Raw genomic sequence first — 15,381 nt, forward strand, 5'->3', positions numbered from 1 at the left:
TTGAAACCGCGCTATGCAGCGCCGACTTCCGGTGTCCGCCGGACCTTTCGAGATTCCCGAGACGACGATGCCTAGCCTCAACGAGATCCGCAGCACCTTCCTCGACTACTTCGGCAAGGCCGATCACGCCGTCACGCCGTCGGCGCCGCTGGTGCCGCAGAACGACCCGACGCTGCTGTTCGTCAACGCCGGCATGGTGCCGTTCAAGAACGTCTTCACCGGCGCCGAGACGCCCGCGCATCCGCGCGCGGCCAGCTCGCAGAAGTGCGTCCGCGCCGGCGGCAAGCACAACGATCTCGACAATGTCGGCTACACCGCCCGCCACCACACCTTCTTCGAGATGCTGGGCAACTTCTCGTTCGGCGACTACTTCAAGGAACAGGCGATCACCCACGCCTGGACCCTGCTGACCGGCGAGTTCGCCCTGCCCAAGGACAAGCTGCTGGTCACGGTCTACCACACCGACGACGAGGCGGCGGACCTGTGGAAGAAGATCGCCGGCCTGTCGGACGATCGCATCATCCGCATCCCGACCAGCGACAACTTCTGGTCCATGGGCGACACCGGCCCCTGTGGTCCGTGTTCGGAGATCTTCTACGACCACGGCGAAGGCATCTTCGGCGGCCCTCCGGGCAGCCCCGATGAGGACGGCGACCGCTTCATCGAGATCTGGAACCTGGTGTTCATGCAGTTCGAGCAGCTGGCCGGCGGCGAGCGCCTGTCGCTGCCCAAGCCCTCGATCGACACCGGCATGGGCCTGGAGCGCGTCGCCGCGGTCCTGCAAGGCCAGCACGACAACTACGACATCGACCTGTTCAAGGCCCTGATCGCCGCTTCGGTCGAGCTGACCGGCGTCAAGGCCGAGGGCGACCAGGCCCCGTCGCACCGGGTGATCGCCGACCACCTGCGCTCGTCGTCGTTCCTGCTGGCCGATGGCGTCACCCCGTCGAACGAAGGCCGCGGCTACGTGCTGCGCCGGATCATGCGCCGGGCCATGCGCCACGCCTACCTGCTGGGCGCGCAGGAGCCCCTGATGCACCGCCTGGCCCCGACCCTGGTGGCCGAGATGGGCCAGGCCTATCCGGAACTGCGCCGCGCCGAGGCCTCGATCGTCGAGACCCTGCGCCAGGAAGAAGAGCGCTTCCGCGTCACCCTGGGCCGCGGCATGGGGCTTCTTGACGAAGCTACCGCCGGGCTCGAAAGCGGCGGCGTGCTGGACGGCGAGACCGCCTTCAAGCTCTACGACACCTACGGCTTCCCGCTCGACCTGACCCAGGACGCCGTGCGCGCCAAGGGCATCAAGGTCGACACCGACGGCTTCGACGTGGCCATGGACCGCCAGCGTCAGATGGCCCGCGCCAACTGGGCCGGTTCGGGCCAGCAGGGCGCGGCCGCCGCCTGGTTCTCGATCAAGGAAAAGGCCGGCGCCACCGACTTCGTCGGCTACGAGACCACTGAGACCACCGGCGTGGTGAAGGCCATCGTCGCCGACGGCGCCGAGGTCGAGGCCGCCTCGGCCGGCCAGACCGTCGACGTGCTGCTGGATCGCACCAGCTTCTACGCCGAGAGCGGCGGCCAGGCCGGCGACACCGGTTCGATCGAGGCCAACGGCGCCGAGAGCCGCGTGCTCGACACCCAGAAGCAGGCCGGCGAGCTGCACGTGCACCGCGTCGAACTGGCCGGGCCGCTGAAGGTCGGCGACCAGGTCGTGGCTTCGGTCGACGCCGAGCGCCGCCACACCACCCGCTCCAACCACTCCGCCGCTCACCTGGTGCACGCGGCCCTGCACCATGTGCTCGGCCCGCACGTCGCCCAGAAGGGCCAGATGGTCGACGGCGAGCGCATGCGCTTTGACTTCAGCCACGGCGGCCCGCTGAGCCCTGACGAGATCGAGCGCATCGAGGCCGAGGTCAATGCGGTGATCCGCCAGAACGTGGCGGCCCAGACCAAGGAAATGGCTCCGCAGGAGGCCATCGAGGCCGGCGCCGTGGCGCTGTTCGGTGAAAAGTATGGCGACAGCGTGCGCGTGCTGACCCTCGGCGACAGCCTGACCGAAGCCGGCAAGGCCTATTCGGTCGAGCTGTGCGGCGGCACCCACGTGGCGCGCACCGGCGACATTGCCCTGTTCAAGATTGTCTCGGAACAAGGCGTGGCCGCCGGCGTGCGCCGCATCGAGGCCCTGACCGGCGAGGCGGCCCGCCGCTTCCTGCTCGACCAGGCCGGCGTCGCCAAGGCCCTGGCCGACCAGTTCAAGACCCCGGTCGCCGAGGTCCTGGCCCGCGTCGACGCCCTGGTGGCCGAGCGCAAGAAGCTGGAGAAGGAACTGGCCGAGGCCAAGAAGCAGCTTGCCCTGGGCGGCGGCGGCGCGGCCTCCGGTCCGGAAGACGTAAACGGCACGGCCCTGATCGCCCGCGTCCTCGACGGCGTTGGCGGCAAGGAGCTGCGCGGCGTGGCCGAGGAGTTCAAGAAGCAGCTGACCTCGGGCGTCGTGGCGCTGGTGGGCACGACCGACGGCAAGGCCGCCGTCACCGTGGCCGTGACCGCCGACCTGACCGCCAAGTTCAGCGCCGCCGAACTGGCCAAGGCCGCCGTGATCGCCATGGGCGGCCAGGGCGCGGGCGGCAAGCCCGATTTCGCCCAGGGCGGCGCGCCGGACGCGACCAAGGCCGACGACGGCCTGGCCGCCATCAAGGCCGTGCTGGCCGGCTGATCGCCTTAGATCGGCCCGCTTCCTGACCGAAGCGGGCCGACCTCTCTCGTCGTCTAGTATGGGCGGACCCGCGCCTGCGTAAGCTCCACAACATCGTGCCCGATCCCGCCGAGCGTCGCGCCTGGCGGGTGTGGCTGGGCCTTGCCGCCATCGTCGCGGTGATCGGCGGCGGCGTCGGCCTGACCGTGTCGCGCTGCACGGGCGCGCCTGGGACCGGAACCAAGGCCGAGCGCCAGGTCGCGGCGGCCGCGACCCCCGTCGTCCTGCCGCTGGAGGCCAAGGACTGGCGCGGCAAGATCGACTACCGCGCCCTGGACGCCCGCATCGACACGATGATGCGCGATCGCAGCATGACCGGCCTGGCCGTTGCCGTGGTCGAGAACGGCCGGCTGTCGTTCGTGAAGGGCTATGGCGTCACCACGCCCGACGACGGCGAGGCGGTCGGCGCCGACACCGTGTTCCGCTGGGCCTCGCTGTCCAAGACCGTGGCCGCCACCCTCAGCGCGCGCCTGGCCGGGCAGGGGGCGTTCTCGCTGGAGGACCCGATCGGCAAGTTCGGCGTCAGTCTGCGCCTGCCGGCCGGGGCCGAGCACACCCTGACGGTGGCGCAGCTCTTGTCGCAGCGCACCGGCCTGCCGCGCAACGCCTATGACGGCTGGCTGGAAGGCGGCCGCGATCCGAAGATGATCCGGCAGGCCCTGGGGACGGTGCCGCCGCAGTGCCCGCCGGCCACCTGCCACACCTATCAGAACCTGGCCTTCGACACGATCCGCGAGGTGGTCGAGGCGACGACGCACAAGCCCTATGCCGACGAGGCGCGCCGGCAGCTGTTCCTGCCGCTGGGCATGGGCAGCGCGACCATCGGCATGCAGGGCCTGCGCGGCGAGCGGCATTGGGCCCGACCCACCCGCTACGGCCATGAGTCGGTCCTGGCCGAGGCCTATTATCGCGTGCCGGCGGCGGCGGGCGTGAACTCCAACATCGTCGACCTAGCGCGTTGGATGCAGGCCCAGATGGGCCTGGCGCCCGAGGTGCTGTCGGCCCAGGTGCTGGAAGAGATCCACCGTCCCCGGGTCAATACCAGCCGGCCCTATGGCAACTCGCCGCTGGGTCGCTCGCTCGACAAGCCGGCCTATGGCCTGGGCATGCGCAGCTTCGGCTACAAGGGCCATCGCCTGGCCGGGCACAGCGGCGCGGTCGACGGCTACCGCTCGACCATGATGTTCGATCCGGCCAGCAAGACCGGCGTCGTCATGTTGTGGAACAGCGAGAGCAGCCTGCCCTTCAAGCTGCAGGCCGAGGTGTTCGACCTCTTTTACCACGAGCCGTTCACGGACTGGCTGGGGTTGAAGGGCGGCGAGACGGCGGACGTCGCGCCCTGAGCCCGAGGGAGCGGACGCCCTCCACCCCCAGCGGGTGAAGAGCGCCCCGAGGTCCTAGAACTTCGCGCGGACGCCGAAGAAGTAGCGCGAGCCGAAGGTCTCGTTGCCGATCCGGCGGGCGGCGGCGTTGTATTCGATCCGCACCTCGTCGGTCAGGTTCACGCCCTCGACGAAGAGGGTGATGTTGTCGTTGAGGCTGTAGCTGGCCGAGGCGTCCAGCGAGCCGAAGGCCTTGTTGAACTCGGCCAGGCTGCCGCGGCCGCGGGGAGTGATCAGCCAGTCGTCGCGCCAGTTGTACGAGCCGCGGATGCTGAGCTTGTCGCCCTCGTAGTAGAGCGAGACGTTGTAGCTCTTCCTGGAAAGTCCCGGGAACGGCAGGATCTCGCCGGTCAGGAAGCTGGTCTCCTTATAGCCCTTGTCCTTCTGGTAGGTGTAGTTGGCCAGCACCCCGAAGCCATCGAAGGGGGCGGGCAGGAAGTCGAAGGCGTACTGGCCGCCGATCTCGATGCCGTCGATGCTCACCTGATCCGTGCCGTTGATCGGGCTAGTGATGCTGTACGACTTGCCGTCGATATCCTCGGAGACGGTCGTGTTGGTGATGAAGGACGAGATCTCCTTGCGGAAATAGGTCGCCGACACGAAGCTGTCCCTGCTGAAGTACCACTCCAGGCCCGCGTCGTAGGCGGTGGCCTCGAACGGCTTCAGGTCGGGGTTGCCGCGCGAGCCGGTGAAGCCGACCTGGTCGATGCTGCGGCGCAGGGCCAACTGGCTGGGCGCGGCGCGGGCCATGACCTTGCTGGCGGCGGCGCGGCCGATCAGCTTGCCGGGAATGAATTCGAACCGCAGGTTCAGCGACGGCAGGGTCTTGGTGTATCCGCCCTCGGCCTCGGCCTTGACGAAGTTGACGATCGTGGGACTGGTCTGCACGCGGTCGTAGCCGGTGGAGAGGGTCTCGGTGTCGACGACGCGGACGCCCAACGTGCCGCTGATCGGCACCGGCAGCTCATGGAAGTCGAAGGCGGCCTGGACGTAGGCGCTCTTGGTCTTCTCCTCCACCGACCAGGTGTCGAGGAAGGCCTGGAAGCTGCCCCGGCCGCCGGCCTTCTCTGCGGTGTTGATGTTGGGATTGACGCCGTAGATGTCGTTGCTGAGGCCCGCCGTCGCCAGGGTGGCGGCGTAGGTGGCGATGGTGTTGTCGCTCCATTGGCGGATACCGCCCGAATAGCCCAGGTCGCCGGTCTCGAAGAACGGGATGCTGTTGACCACCGAGTTGGTGTTGACGATGGCCTCAATGTTCGCGCACGAGGTCGCCACGGCGACGATGGCGCCGCTGCTGGTGTCGCCTCGGCAGTTCAGGCGCGTGGTGCGCTGGTAGAGGACCTGATCGGTCTCGAACTGGCGTCCCTGGATCCCCGCCTTGATCGAGGTCAGCCAGGAAATGTTCGGCCGATAGGTGACGTTGAACTGCTGGGCGGTCTCTTCGGAGGTGTTGTTGCGCGGGTTGAACAGGGCGTCGAGGCGGTTGACGCCCTGGCCCGAGGTGACGTCCAGGCCCGGAAACGAGAAGTTCGGCGCGCCCTGGTCGCCGGTGTAGTCGACGATGGCGCGCGGCACGCCGAACACCGTAGCGGTGGCGTTGATCTCGTTGTTCTGGACCTCGGCGTTGGAGTAGTCGAGGCGGGCGTCGAAGGTCCAGTCTCCGAGCTTCCACTCGCCGCCCAGGGCGGTTGTATATTGGGTGCGTTCCAGGTCGCCGAGGATGTTGCGGTAGGCCAGGTCCATCGGGAAGCCGGCGCCGCTGGTCAGCTCCAGGTGATTGACCGTGTTGTCCGCGCCGACGGTCGACTTGCTGTAGTCGATCAGGCCGCCCGCCGCGCCCAGTTGCAGGAACGAGCTGTTCACCCGCTCCTTGGCGGTGGCGTAGGTGGCGTCGAGATAGGCCTTGAAGTTGTCGGTCGGCCGCCATTCGACGACGCTGCTCAGCGCTTTTCGCTCGGTCTCGCGGCGGTCGATGATCAGGCGCGGAATTTCAGGAATGAAGTCCAGCTTGCCGTCGCCGTTGATGTCGGTGCCGCGCCCGGGCGTCGCCCCCGCGCCCGTGGCCGTGGGCGCGCGGCTCAGCCAGCCGGTGGTGCGGGCGTTGTTGCTGTTGAGGTGACGCTTTTCCCAGGTGCCAGACAGCAGGACGCCCAGCGTGTCGTCCAGGAAGGTGCGGCTGCCGATCAGGGCGACCTTGGGGTCGTATTCCTTGGCCAGGTTCGAATAGACGCCCTGCACCGAGCCGGCGACATAGGGGGTCTTGCTGTCGAACGGCCGGCGGGTGATGACCCGCACCGTGCCGCCGATGCCGCCCTCGGCCATGTCGGCGGTCGGCGACTTGACCACATCCAGGCGCGAGACGAACTCGACCGGGATGTCGCGGAAATCGACCGCGCGGTCGCTGCCGCCGACGGTCAGGGACAGGGCCGAGGAGCCGTTGATCTCGACGCGGTTGAGGCTGGGGTCGGCGCCGCGGATGCTGACGCCGCGGCCTTCGCCGTCCTGGCGGCTGATCTGCACGCCGGTCACCCGTTGCAGGGCTTCGGACAGGTTCTTGTCGGGGAAGTCGCCGATATCCTCGGCCGAGATGGTGTCGACCACCTGCAGGGAGTTGCGCTTGACGTCCATGGCGCTGCGCAGCGAGGCCCGGATGCCGGTGACGACCACTTCCTCGACCGCGTCGGGTTCAGTGGTCTGTCCGGCCGGAGCGGCGGGGGCGGCCTGGGCCTGGGCGACGGCCGGCGCGGCGAACATGGCCGCGGCCAGGGCCGCGCTCGAAATTCCGGACCACAGGCTGGTCGACGTCTTCATGGTTTCCTCCTCGGCGCCCTGGCGTGGCTCGGAGACGGGGCCCGGGGGGAGGGCGCTGCGCCGAGATCACCAGTGTTCACATATTGGGATTTAATCCCGATAGTCGGGATCGTAACCACTTCATGCCGTTGGTGTCGAGACGTATACGATGTGTCGGGTCAGAAATGATCGCAAGGCGCGGCCCCGAAGATTTGCGACAACACCAAGATTTATATGACTTTTCCGGCTTTCCGGGTTGAGGCGGCGGCCTTGCTATCGCCAAGCTGGCGCGGCCGGACGGGCGGCGTTGACAAACAGCCGAGCCGTCGCGATGCTCCCATTAAATAATCTAATTAATCAAAATGTGGGAGTTGAGCGCCGATGAACCCCTTACTGGGCGTCCTCTTCCATTGGCTGGGCGGCCTGGCCTCGGCCAGCTTCTATGTGCCCTATCGCGGCGTGCGGCGCTGGTCGTGGGAGATCTACTGGCTGACCGGCGGGGTGTTTTCCTGGCTCTTCGCGCCCTGGCTGTTTGCCTGGCTGCAGACCCGCGATCTGCTGGGCGTCATGGGCCAGGTCCCGTCCGACATCGCCGGCCTGTGCATCCTGTTCGGGGTGTTGTGGGGCTTTGGCGGCCTGACCTACGGCCTCACCATGCGGTATCTCGGCCTGTCGCTGGGCATGGCCGTGGTGCTGGGCCTGTGCACCGTGTTTGGCACCCTGATCCCGCCGCTGGTGCGCGGAACCTTCGCCGACGCCCTGCTGGCCACGCCGTCGGGCCGGATCATCCTGCTGGGCCTGCTGATGACCCTGGCCGGCATCGTCGTGGTGGCCTGGGCCGGAGCCAAGAAGGACGGCGACCTTTCCCCTGAGGAGAAGAAGGCCGCCGTCGCCGAGTTCGACTTCCGCAAGGGCCTGGCCGTGGCGATCTTCTCCGGCGTCATGAGCGCCTGCTTCGCCTTCGGCCTGGCGGCGGGCGAGCCGATCAAGGCCCTGTCGGCGGCGGCCGGCACAGGCCCGCTGTGGACCGGCCTGCCGGTGCTGTGCCTGGTGATGTTCGGCGGCCTGCTGACCAACGGCGTCTGGTGCGCCTTCCTGATCGTGCGCAACCGCAGCGCCGGACAGTGGATCGGCCGTCTTCCCGCAACTGATGAGGCGACGAAGACGTCGCCGCTGCTGGCCAACTACCTGCTCAGCGCGCTGGCCGGCACGGCCTGGTACTTCCAGTTCTTCTTCTACACGATGGGCGAAAGCCAGATGGGCAAGTTCGGCTTCTCCAGCTGGACCCTGCACATGGCCAGCATCATCATCTTCGGCACCCTCTGGGGCTTTGCCTTCAAGGAGTGGAAGGACGCTCGCCCGGCCGTGCGCAACATGGTCTGGACCGGCGTGGCCCTGCTGGTCGGGGCGACCGTGGTGATCGGCTACGGCAACATGATCGGGGCGTAAGGTCGCCTGTGGCCAGCTTGGCCAAATCGCGGGCGGCTCGGACAAGACCGCCTCGCGCGACATCGACAGTATCCGCGGACACCAACCCGTTCCGCTACCCAAGGATACCGTCGATGCCGATCACGGCCACCCCGACCCCCGGCGATCAACTGATCACCCCGACCGACCACACCCTGATCATGATCGACTTCCAGTCGCAGATGGCCTTCGCGACCAAGTCGATCGACCCGGTGTCCCTGCGCAACAACGCCGCCCTGGTGGCCAGCGGCGCGGCCGGCTTCGGCGTCTCGACCATCCTGACCACGGTGGCCGAGAAGAGCTTCTCGGGCCCGATGTTCGACGAGGTCACCGCGCCCTTCCCGGGCAAGGCCCTGGTCGACCGCACCTCGATGAACAGCTGGGAAGACGTCGGCGTGATCGACGAGGTCAACAAGATCGGCAAGGGCCGCATCGTGCTGGCCGGCCTGTGGACCAGCGTCTGCATCGTCGGCCCGGCCCTGTCGGCCCTGCAGCAGGGCTATGAGGTCTATGTCATCACCGACGCCTGCGGCGACATCTCCGACGAGGCCCACGAGCGCGCCGTTCAGCGGATGATCCAGGCCGGCGCGCGGCCGATGACGGCCCTGCAGTACCTGCTGGAGCTGCAACGCGACTGGGCGCGCGGCGAGACCTACGACCTGACCACGGGCATCGCCAAGAAGTTCGGCGGCGGCTACGGCCTGGGCATCATCTACGCCAAGACCATGTTCGGCGCCCACGAGGGCTGATGAACCGGTTCGCGCCGGCCGCCCTTCCAGGCCGGCGCGGACTGCCTCAGCAAGGCGTATCCCGATGAAGATCTACATCCTGTCGCTCGCCGCCGGCCTGGTGGTCGGCGTGTTCTACGCCCTGGTGCAGGTGCGCTCGCCCGCCCCGCCGGTGGTGGCCCTGTTGGGGCTGCTGGGCATCCTGGTCGGCGAGCAGATCCCGCCGCTGGTCAAGGGCGCCCTCGCGCGCAAGCCGGCCGCCGTCTCTTGGCTGCGCCACCAGGTGGGGCCGCACATGTTCGGCAGCCTGCCGGCCGGCGTGAAGCTGCCGCCAGGCCAGGACCCGGCCGACCAGGCCTGAAGTTTCCCAGTTCCCCCGGAGTATCCCCATGACCTCGCCCGACCTGATCCTGCGCAACGGCCGTTTCACGACGCTCGATCGGAGCAATCCCAACGTCGAGGCCGTCGCCGTGACTGGCGGGCGGTTCTCCGCCGTCGGGACCGAAACCGAGGTCATGGCTTTGGCCGGATCGGAGACGCGGGTCGTCGACCTGAAGGGTCGCCGGGTGCTGCCGGGGCTGATCGACAACCATCTGCACATCATCCGGGGCGGGCTGAACTTCAACATGGAGCTGCGCTGGGACGGTGTGCGCTCGCTGGCCGACGCCATGGGCATGCTCAAGCGCCAGGTGGCGATTACTCCGCCGCCGCAATGGGTGCGGGTGGTGGGCGGCTTCACCGAGCACCAGTTCGCCGAGAAGCGCCTGCCGACCATCGAGGAACTCAATGCGGTTGCGCCCGACACGCCGGTGTTCATCCTGCACCTTTATGACCGCGCCCTGCTGAACGCCGCGGCCCTGCGGGTGATCGGCTACACCAAGGACACACCCGAGCCCCCCGGCGGCCAGATCGTCCGCGACAGCCAGGGCGAGCCGACCGGCCTGCTGCTGGCCAAACCCAACGCCCAGATCCTCTACGCCACCCTGGCCAAGGGGCCGAAGCTGCCCTTCGACTATCAGGTCAATTCGACCCGCCACTTCATGCGCGAACTGAACCGTCTGGGCGTGACCGGGGCGATCGACGCCGGCGGCGGCTTCCAGAACTATCCGGACGACTACGAAGTCATCCAGAAGCTGGCCGACGAGAACCAGCTGACCATCCGGCTAGCCTACAACCTCTTCACCCAGAAGCCCAAGGGCGAGAAGGACGACTTCCTGAACTGGACGAAGACCTCGACCTACAAGCAGGGCGACGACTATTTCCGCCACAACGGCGCGGGCGAGATGCTGGTGTTTTCGGCCGCCGACTTCGAGGACTTCCGCCAGCCGCGCCCGGACATGCCGCCGCAGATGGAGGGCGAGCTGGAGGAGGTGGTCACCATCCTGGCCCAGAACCGCTGGCCCTGGCGGATGCACGCCACCTATGACGAGACCATCGACCGGGCGCTGGACGTGTTCGAGAAGGTCAACAAGGACGTTCCCCTCGAAGGCCTGAACTGGTTCTTCGACCACGCCGAGACGATCTCGGAGAAGTCGATCGACCGCATCGCCGCCCTGGGCGGGGGCGTGGCCGTGCAGCACCGCATGGCCTACCAGGGCGAATATTTCGTCGAGCGCTATGGCGCGGCGGCCGCCGAGGCGACGCCGCCGATCGCCAAGATGCTGGACCGGGGCCTGAAGGTCTCGGCCGGCACCGATGCGACGCGGGTAGCCTCGTACAATCCGTGGGTCTCGCTGGCGTGGATGATCACCGGCAAGACGGTGGGCGGCACGCGGATCTATCCGCAGCGCAACTGCCTGAACCGAGAAGGGGCCCTGCGGATGTGGACCGAGAACGTGACCTGGTTCTCTAACGAAGAGGGCAAGAAGGGCCGGATCGTCGAGGGCCAGTTGGCCGACCTGATCGTGCCCGACCGCGACTTCTTCGGCGTGCCCGAGGACGAGATCTGCGACCTGACCTCGGACCTGACGATGGTCGGCGGCAAGATCGTCTACGGGGCCGGCGACTTCGCCAAGCTCGACGAGAACGAAGTGCCGCCGGCCATGCCCGACTGGTCGCCGGTGCGGGTGTTCGGCGGCTACGCGGCCTGGGCCGAGCCGGAGAAGGACGCCGCGATCCGGCGTCAGGCGGCGACCGCGTGCGCCTGCGCCAGCGGCTGCGGGGTGCATGGCCACGACCACGCCACGGCCTGGACCAAGAGCCTGCCGATCAGCGACCTGAAGTCCTTTTGGGGCGCGCTGGGCTGCGCCTGCTGGGCGGTCTGATGCGCACCGTCCTCACCGCGCCGGCGGTGCGCTGGGTCGCGCTGCTGGGCCTCTGCGCCGCCTACATTCAGGGCGGACTGACCAAGGCCTTCGATTTCGGCGGGGCCGTCGGCGAGATGGCGCACTTCGGCCTGTCGCCGGCCGCACCCTTCGCCTTGGCTGTCATCGGGCTGGAGCTGGCCGCCTCGGTCATGATCCTGAGCGGCCGGCTGCGCTGGCTGGGGGCGCTGGCCCTGGCGGGCTTCACCCTGGGGGCGACCTTCCTGGCCAACCGCTTCTGGGAGATGGCGCCGCCCGAGCGGTTCGGGGTGACCAACGGCTTCTTCGAGCATCTGGGCCTGGTCGGCGGCTTCCTGCTGGTCGCCTGGCACGATCTCGACGCCAAGGACCGAGCATGAGGACGCTGGCGGCCGCGGCGCTCGTCCTCGCGGTCCCGCCCGGCGCGGCCCTGGCGGCCGAGCGTCCCGCGATCAAGGTCAACCGCTGGCAGGAGGACTGGTCGGTCCTGGCCGATCCGGCCAGGCGAACCGAGCCGCTGGACGGCCTGAAGTACGTGCCGCTCGGTCCCGACGCCCACCTGTCGCTGGGCCTGACCCTGCGCGAGCGGCTGGAGCTGGGCGACGCCCCGACCTTCGGCGAGGACGCGCCCGACACCAGCCTGTCCCAGCGCCTGCAGGTCCATGCCGACGCCCGTTTGGGGCAGGGCTGGCGGGCCTTCGTGATGCTGGAAGACGTGCGGGCCATCGGCCGACGGCATGTCGGCGGCGCCGACGCAGACCGCCTGGACCTGCGGCTGGCCTTCGTCGACCACGTCGGCGAACTGGCCGGCGGCAAGGTGACGGTGCGGGTTGGGCGGCAGGATTTCCCGATCGACCAGCAGCGGTTCCTGTCGGCCCGCGACGGCCCGGGCGTGCGTCAGTCGTTCGACGCGGTCTGGGCGGACTGGAGTCGGGGTCCCTGGACCCTGGCGGCCTTCGCCAGCCAGCCGGTGCAATATGCCGACGACGAGGCCTTCGACGACACGTCCAGCGGCCACGTGCGGCTCGACCTGGCGCGGGTCGAGCGCAAGGTGTTCGGCGGCGCGGTCTCGGCCTATGCCGGCCGCCTGGACCGGTCGAGCGCCCGCTATGGCGACGCGGTGGGGCAGGAAGATCGGCAGGTCTACGACCTGCGCTACGTCGGCAAGACCAAAAGCCTCGACTGGGATTTGGAAGCCATGGCCCAGCGCGGCGAGGTCGGTTCGGCCGACGTCCGCGCCTGGGCGGCCGGGGCGCGGGGTGGCTGGACCTTCGAGAGCGTTCCCTGGACGCCGCGTCTGGGGCTGCAAGGCGACCTGGCCAGCGGCGACCGCCGGCGAGGCGACGGGCGGCTCGGTACCTTCAACCCGCTCTATCCCAACGCCGCCTATTTCACCCGCGCCGGCTACACCGGCTACGCCAATATCGTCCACCTGAAGCCTTCGGTGACGGTGGAGCCGACCTCGAAGCTGACGGTGATGGTCGCCCTGGCCGGACAGTGGCGGCGCACGACCGCCGACGCGATCTACGGCCAGCCTTTCGTCGCCTATGCCGGCACGGCCGGACAGGGCGGCCGCTGGACCGGCGCCTATGCCCACCTGCGCGCCGACTACGTCGTCGGTCCCAGCCTGACCGCCACGGTCGAGGCGGTGCATTTCGAGGCGGGCGGCGCCCTGCGCGCCTCCGGCCGCGACGACAGCGACTATCTCGGCCTCGAGCTCAAATACGGATGGTGACCATGCGTTTTCCCGCCCTCTCCCAGATCATGAGCTTCAACGGCGGCTATCTCGACACGGTCGGCTTCCTGGCGCTGCAAGGCCTGTTCGTCGCCCACGTGACCGGCAACTTCGTCACCTTCGGCGCGGCGATGATCCACGGCGCCGACGGGGCGGTGGCCAAGCTCTTGGTGCTGCCGATCTTCTGTGCGGCGGTGGTGATCAGCCGGCTCGTCACCTTCCGCTTGGAGGCCAAGGGCCTGCCGGTGCTGCGGATCATGCTGGGGATGAAGACCCTGCTGCTGGTCGCGGGCTCGATCCTGGCCGTGACCCTGGCGCCGTTCGTCAAGGGCGACAGCTGGCAGCTGATCCTGGTGGCGGCGCTGTTCGTCTGCGCCATGGCCATCCAGAACGCCGCCCACCGGGTGCACATCCCGACCGCGCCGCCGACCACCCTGATGACGGGCTCGACCACCCAGATCATGCTCGACATCGCCGAGCTTATCCGCGGCGGCGGACCCGATCGGGGGGCGTCGATCGCTCGGATCAGGAAGCTGTCGGCGGCCGTCGGCCTGTTCGCGGCCGGCTGCGGCCTGGGGGCCCTGGCCTTCGCCCTGGGCGGAACCTGGGCGTTCTGGCCGTCGGCGGTGCTGGCGGCGCTGTCGCTGTTCTCGGCCGAGGCGCGTCCCAAGGCCTGAGTGACCGTTCCCATCGGGGGGCGCGATTCTTCACCCGCCTGGGTGAGTGCGCTTCACCCGTGCGGGAATGGTTCGGAGGCTCCTTTTGGTTGAGTTTCAGTCCCGCGCCGATCTGTGTCGGCGGCGACGACAATCCGAAGAGAGCGACGATGCATGCCCAGACCGTCATGACCCGCGCGCCGGAGCCGGCCGCGAAATCCGCCGCCAAGCCTGTCCAGGAGCCCGCCCAGGACCAGATCCGCCAGCTGTTGCAGCAGGCCCGTCACGCCCTGGCCACCGACCCGGCCGACGCCGAACGCTGCATCGCGGTGGCCGTGCGCCTGCTGCCGCAGATCGACGCGGCGTCCAAGAGCTTCGCCCCGCCGCCAGCCCCGACCCTGCAACGCGGCGGTCTGGCCCCCTGGCAGGTGCTGCGGGTCAAGGCCCTGGTCGAGGCGCGCCTCGCCGATCGGGTGACCAGCGCCGAACTGGCGGCGGCCGCTCGCCTCAGCCCCAGCCACTTCTCGCGGGCCTTTCGGGCCAGTTTCGGTGACGCGCCCAAGACCTATGTCAACCGCCGCCGCATCGCCCGCTCCAAGGACATGATGCTGGCCAGCGGCGACAGCCTGGCCGCCATCGCCCTGGCCTGCGGCCTGTCGGACCAGGCCCACTTCTGCCGGATGTTCCGCCGCTTCGAGGGCCAGTCGCCCAGCGTCTGGCGGCGCCTGCGCGGCGGCGCGCACGAGGCGGCCTGGCCGCTGGTCGCGGCGGAATGATCGAGCCCGAGGACCTGTCGTGACCACGACCGTCATGCTGATCCACGGCGCCTGGCTGACGCCGAGGTGCTGGGATCGCTTCCGGGCGCGCTACGCCGCGCGCGGCATGAGGGTGCTGGCGCCGGCCTGGCCGTTGCTCGACGGACCGGTCGAGGCGCTGCGCGGTCTGCCGCCCCGCGCCTTCGGCAGGCTGACCCTGGAAGAGGTGGTCGCCGCCTACGAGACCTCGGCCGCGACCCTGGCCGAGCCGCCGATCCTGATCGGCCACGGTTTCGGCGGCCTGGTGGTGCAACTGCTGCTCGACCGCGGCTGCGGGGCCTGCGGCGTGGCCATCGGCTCGACCCCGCCGTTTGGCCTGCTGGAGCGGCCGCGCGCGGCCTGGACCCTACGGCGCATCCTGGCCCGCTGGAGTCACCGCGACGGCGCCGTGCCGCTGAGCCTGGATCGCTTCGCCGCCCTGTTCGCCCAGACCCTGCCCGAGGCCGAGCGCCGCGCCGCCCATGCCGAGCAGGTGGTTCCGGCCCCCGCCCGGGTGGTGCGCCAGGCGCTGCTGGGGCCGTGGGGACGCTCGGCCGGCGCGGGCCGCCGTCGCCCGCCGCTGCTGCTGATCGCCGGGGACGAGGACCGGGTGGCGCCGGTCGCCCTGGTCGCGGCCACCGCTCGCCACCAGCGCCGCGCGGCCTCGCGCACCGACCTGCAATGCTTCGCCGGCCGCTCGCACTGGCTATGCAACGAGCCCGGCTGGGAGGACGTCGCCGACTTCGCCCTCGACTGGGGTTTGGCCAACGCCCGAGCAACCCAGGCCGAAACCTGATC

At 69.2% G+C, this 15,381-nt stretch carries 12 protein-coding genes; 11 read left to right on the forward strand and 1 reads right to left on the reverse strand.

Features of this window, described 5'->3' with window-relative positions; translation table 11 throughout:
• Positions 1-67 precede the first annotated feature (67 nt).
• Both alaS and I4Q42_RS18655 read left to right on the forward strand, forming a co-directional pair.
• On the forward strand, positions 68-2,710 hold the full coding sequence (gene alaS, locus I4Q42_RS18650; RefSeq protein ID WP_198577596.1) for an alanine--tRNA ligase: 2,643 nt from the start codon (positions 68-70) through the stop codon (positions 2,708-2,710).
• A gap of 95 nt (positions 2,711-2,805) precedes the next feature.
• The gene (locus I4Q42_RS18655) at positions 2,806-4,092 is read left to right on the forward strand and encodes a serine hydrolase domain-containing protein (RefSeq protein WP_332873113.1); all 1,287 of its coding nucleotides are present in this window, start codon (positions 2,806-2,808) and stop codon (positions 4,090-4,092) included.
• A gap of 54 nt (positions 4,093-4,146) precedes the next feature.
• Here the strand turns inward: I4Q42_RS18655 and I4Q42_RS18660 are convergent, their stop codons facing one another.
• Complete coding sequence (locus I4Q42_RS18660) at positions 4,147-6,942, reverse strand: TonB-dependent receptor (RefSeq protein ID WP_198577597.1); 2,796 nt, start codon at positions 6,940-6,942, stop codon at positions 4,147-4,149.
• A 360-nt stretch (positions 6,943-7,302) separates the two neighbouring features.
• On the opposite strand from I4Q42_RS18660, the gene rhaT reads away from it, so the two are divergent.
• The 9 genes from rhaT (at position 7,303) to I4Q42_RS18705 (ending at position 15,379) form a co-directional block, all read left to right on the forward strand.
• The gene (gene rhaT, locus I4Q42_RS18665; RefSeq protein WP_198577598.1) at positions 7,303-8,370 is read left to right on the forward strand and encodes an L-rhamnose/proton symporter RhaT; all 1,068 of its coding nucleotides are present in this window, start codon (positions 7,303-7,305) and stop codon (positions 8,368-8,370) included.
• A gap of 113 nt (positions 8,371-8,483) precedes the next feature.
• On the forward strand, positions 8,484-9,137 hold the full coding sequence (locus tag I4Q42_RS18670; protein ID WP_198577599.1) for a hydrolase: 654 nt from the start codon (positions 8,484-8,486) through the stop codon (positions 9,135-9,137).
• A 64-nt stretch (positions 9,138-9,201) separates the two neighbouring features.
• Positions 9,202-9,477, forward strand: coding sequence for a DUF1427 family protein (locus I4Q42_RS18675; protein WP_198577600.1), 276 nt, complete (start codon positions 9,202-9,204; stop codon positions 9,475-9,477).
• 28 nt (positions 9,478-9,505) lie between these two features.
• Positions 9,506-11,380, forward strand: coding sequence for an amidohydrolase (locus I4Q42_RS18680; protein ID WP_198577601.1), 1,875 nt, complete (start codon positions 9,506-9,508; stop codon positions 11,378-11,380).
• Positions 11,380-11,778 carry a DoxX family protein gene (locus I4Q42_RS18685; protein WP_198577602.1) on the forward strand — a complete coding sequence of 133 codons (399 nt, stop codon included), beginning with the start codon at positions 11,380-11,382 and terminating at the stop codon, positions 11,776-11,778. The genes I4Q42_RS18680 and I4Q42_RS18685 overlap by 1 nt, the downstream gene beginning before the upstream one ends.
• Positions 11,775-13,133: an alginate export family protein gene (locus tag I4Q42_RS18690; RefSeq protein WP_198577603.1), complete on the forward strand. Its 1,359-nt coding sequence runs from the start codon at positions 11,775-11,777 to the stop codon at positions 13,131-13,133. The genes I4Q42_RS18685 and I4Q42_RS18690 overlap by 4 nt, the downstream gene beginning before the upstream one ends.
• A gap of 2 nt (positions 13,134-13,135) precedes the next feature.
• Positions 13,136-13,810 carry a YoaK family protein gene (locus I4Q42_RS18695; RefSeq protein WP_198577604.1) on the forward strand — a complete coding sequence of 225 codons (675 nt, stop codon included), beginning with the start codon at positions 13,136-13,138 and terminating at the stop codon, positions 13,808-13,810.
• Between the two features lie 149 nt (positions 13,811-13,959).
• A complete protein-coding gene (locus I4Q42_RS18700; protein WP_232793279.1) occupies positions 13,960-14,565 on the forward strand; it encodes a helix-turn-helix domain-containing protein in 606 nt (201 codons plus the stop codon).
• Positions 14,566-14,584: 19 nt separating this feature from the next.
• Positions 14,585-15,379 carry an alpha/beta hydrolase gene (locus I4Q42_RS18705; RefSeq protein ID WP_198577605.1) on the forward strand — a complete coding sequence of 265 codons (795 nt, stop codon included), beginning with the start codon at positions 14,585-14,587 and terminating at the stop codon, positions 15,377-15,379.
• Positions 15,380-15,381 lie beyond the last annotated feature (2 nt).

The organism is Caulobacter hibisci, assembly GCF_016135805.1.
Taxonomy (GTDB): domain Bacteria; phylum Pseudomonadota; class Alphaproteobacteria; order Caulobacterales; family Caulobacteraceae; genus Caulobacter; species Caulobacter hibisci.

Excerpts from the sequence above, each read along its gene's own strand:
- alaS (WP_198577596.1), top strand. The coding sequence starts at position 68 with ATGCCTAGCCTCAACGAGATCCGCAGCACCTTCCTCGACTACTTCGGC.
- I4Q42_RS18660 (WP_198577597.1), bottom strand. The coding sequence starts at position 6,942 with ATGAAGACGTCGACCAGCCTGTGGTCCGGAATTTCGAGCGCGGCCCTG.
- rhaT (WP_198577598.1), top strand. The coding sequence starts at position 7,303 with ATGAACCCCTTACTGGGCGTCCTCTTCCATTGGCTGGGCGGCCTGGCC.
- I4Q42_RS18670 (WP_198577599.1), top strand. The coding sequence starts at position 8,484 with ATGCCGATCACGGCCACCCCGACCCCCGGCGATCAACTGATCACCCCG.
- I4Q42_RS18675 (WP_198577600.1), top strand. The coding sequence starts at position 9,202 with ATGAAGATCTACATCCTGTCGCTCGCCGCCGGCCTGGTGGTCGGCGTG.
- I4Q42_RS18680 (WP_198577601.1), top strand. The coding sequence starts at position 9,506 with ATGACCTCGCCCGACCTGATCCTGCGCAACGGCCGTTTCACGACGCTC.
- I4Q42_RS18685 (WP_198577602.1), top strand. The coding sequence starts at position 11,380 with ATGCGCACCGTCCTCACCGCGCCGGCGGTGCGCTGGGTCGCGCTGCTG.
- I4Q42_RS18690 (WP_198577603.1), top strand. The coding sequence starts at position 11,775 with ATGAGGACGCTGGCGGCCGCGGCGCTCGTCCTCGCGGTCCCGCCCGGC.
- I4Q42_RS18695 (WP_198577604.1), top strand. The coding sequence starts at position 13,136 with ATGCGTTTTCCCGCCCTCTCCCAGATCATGAGCTTCAACGGCGGCTAT.
- I4Q42_RS18700 (WP_232793279.1), top strand. The coding sequence starts at position 13,960 with ATGCATGCCCAGACCGTCATGACCCGCGCGCCGGAGCCGGCCGCGAAA.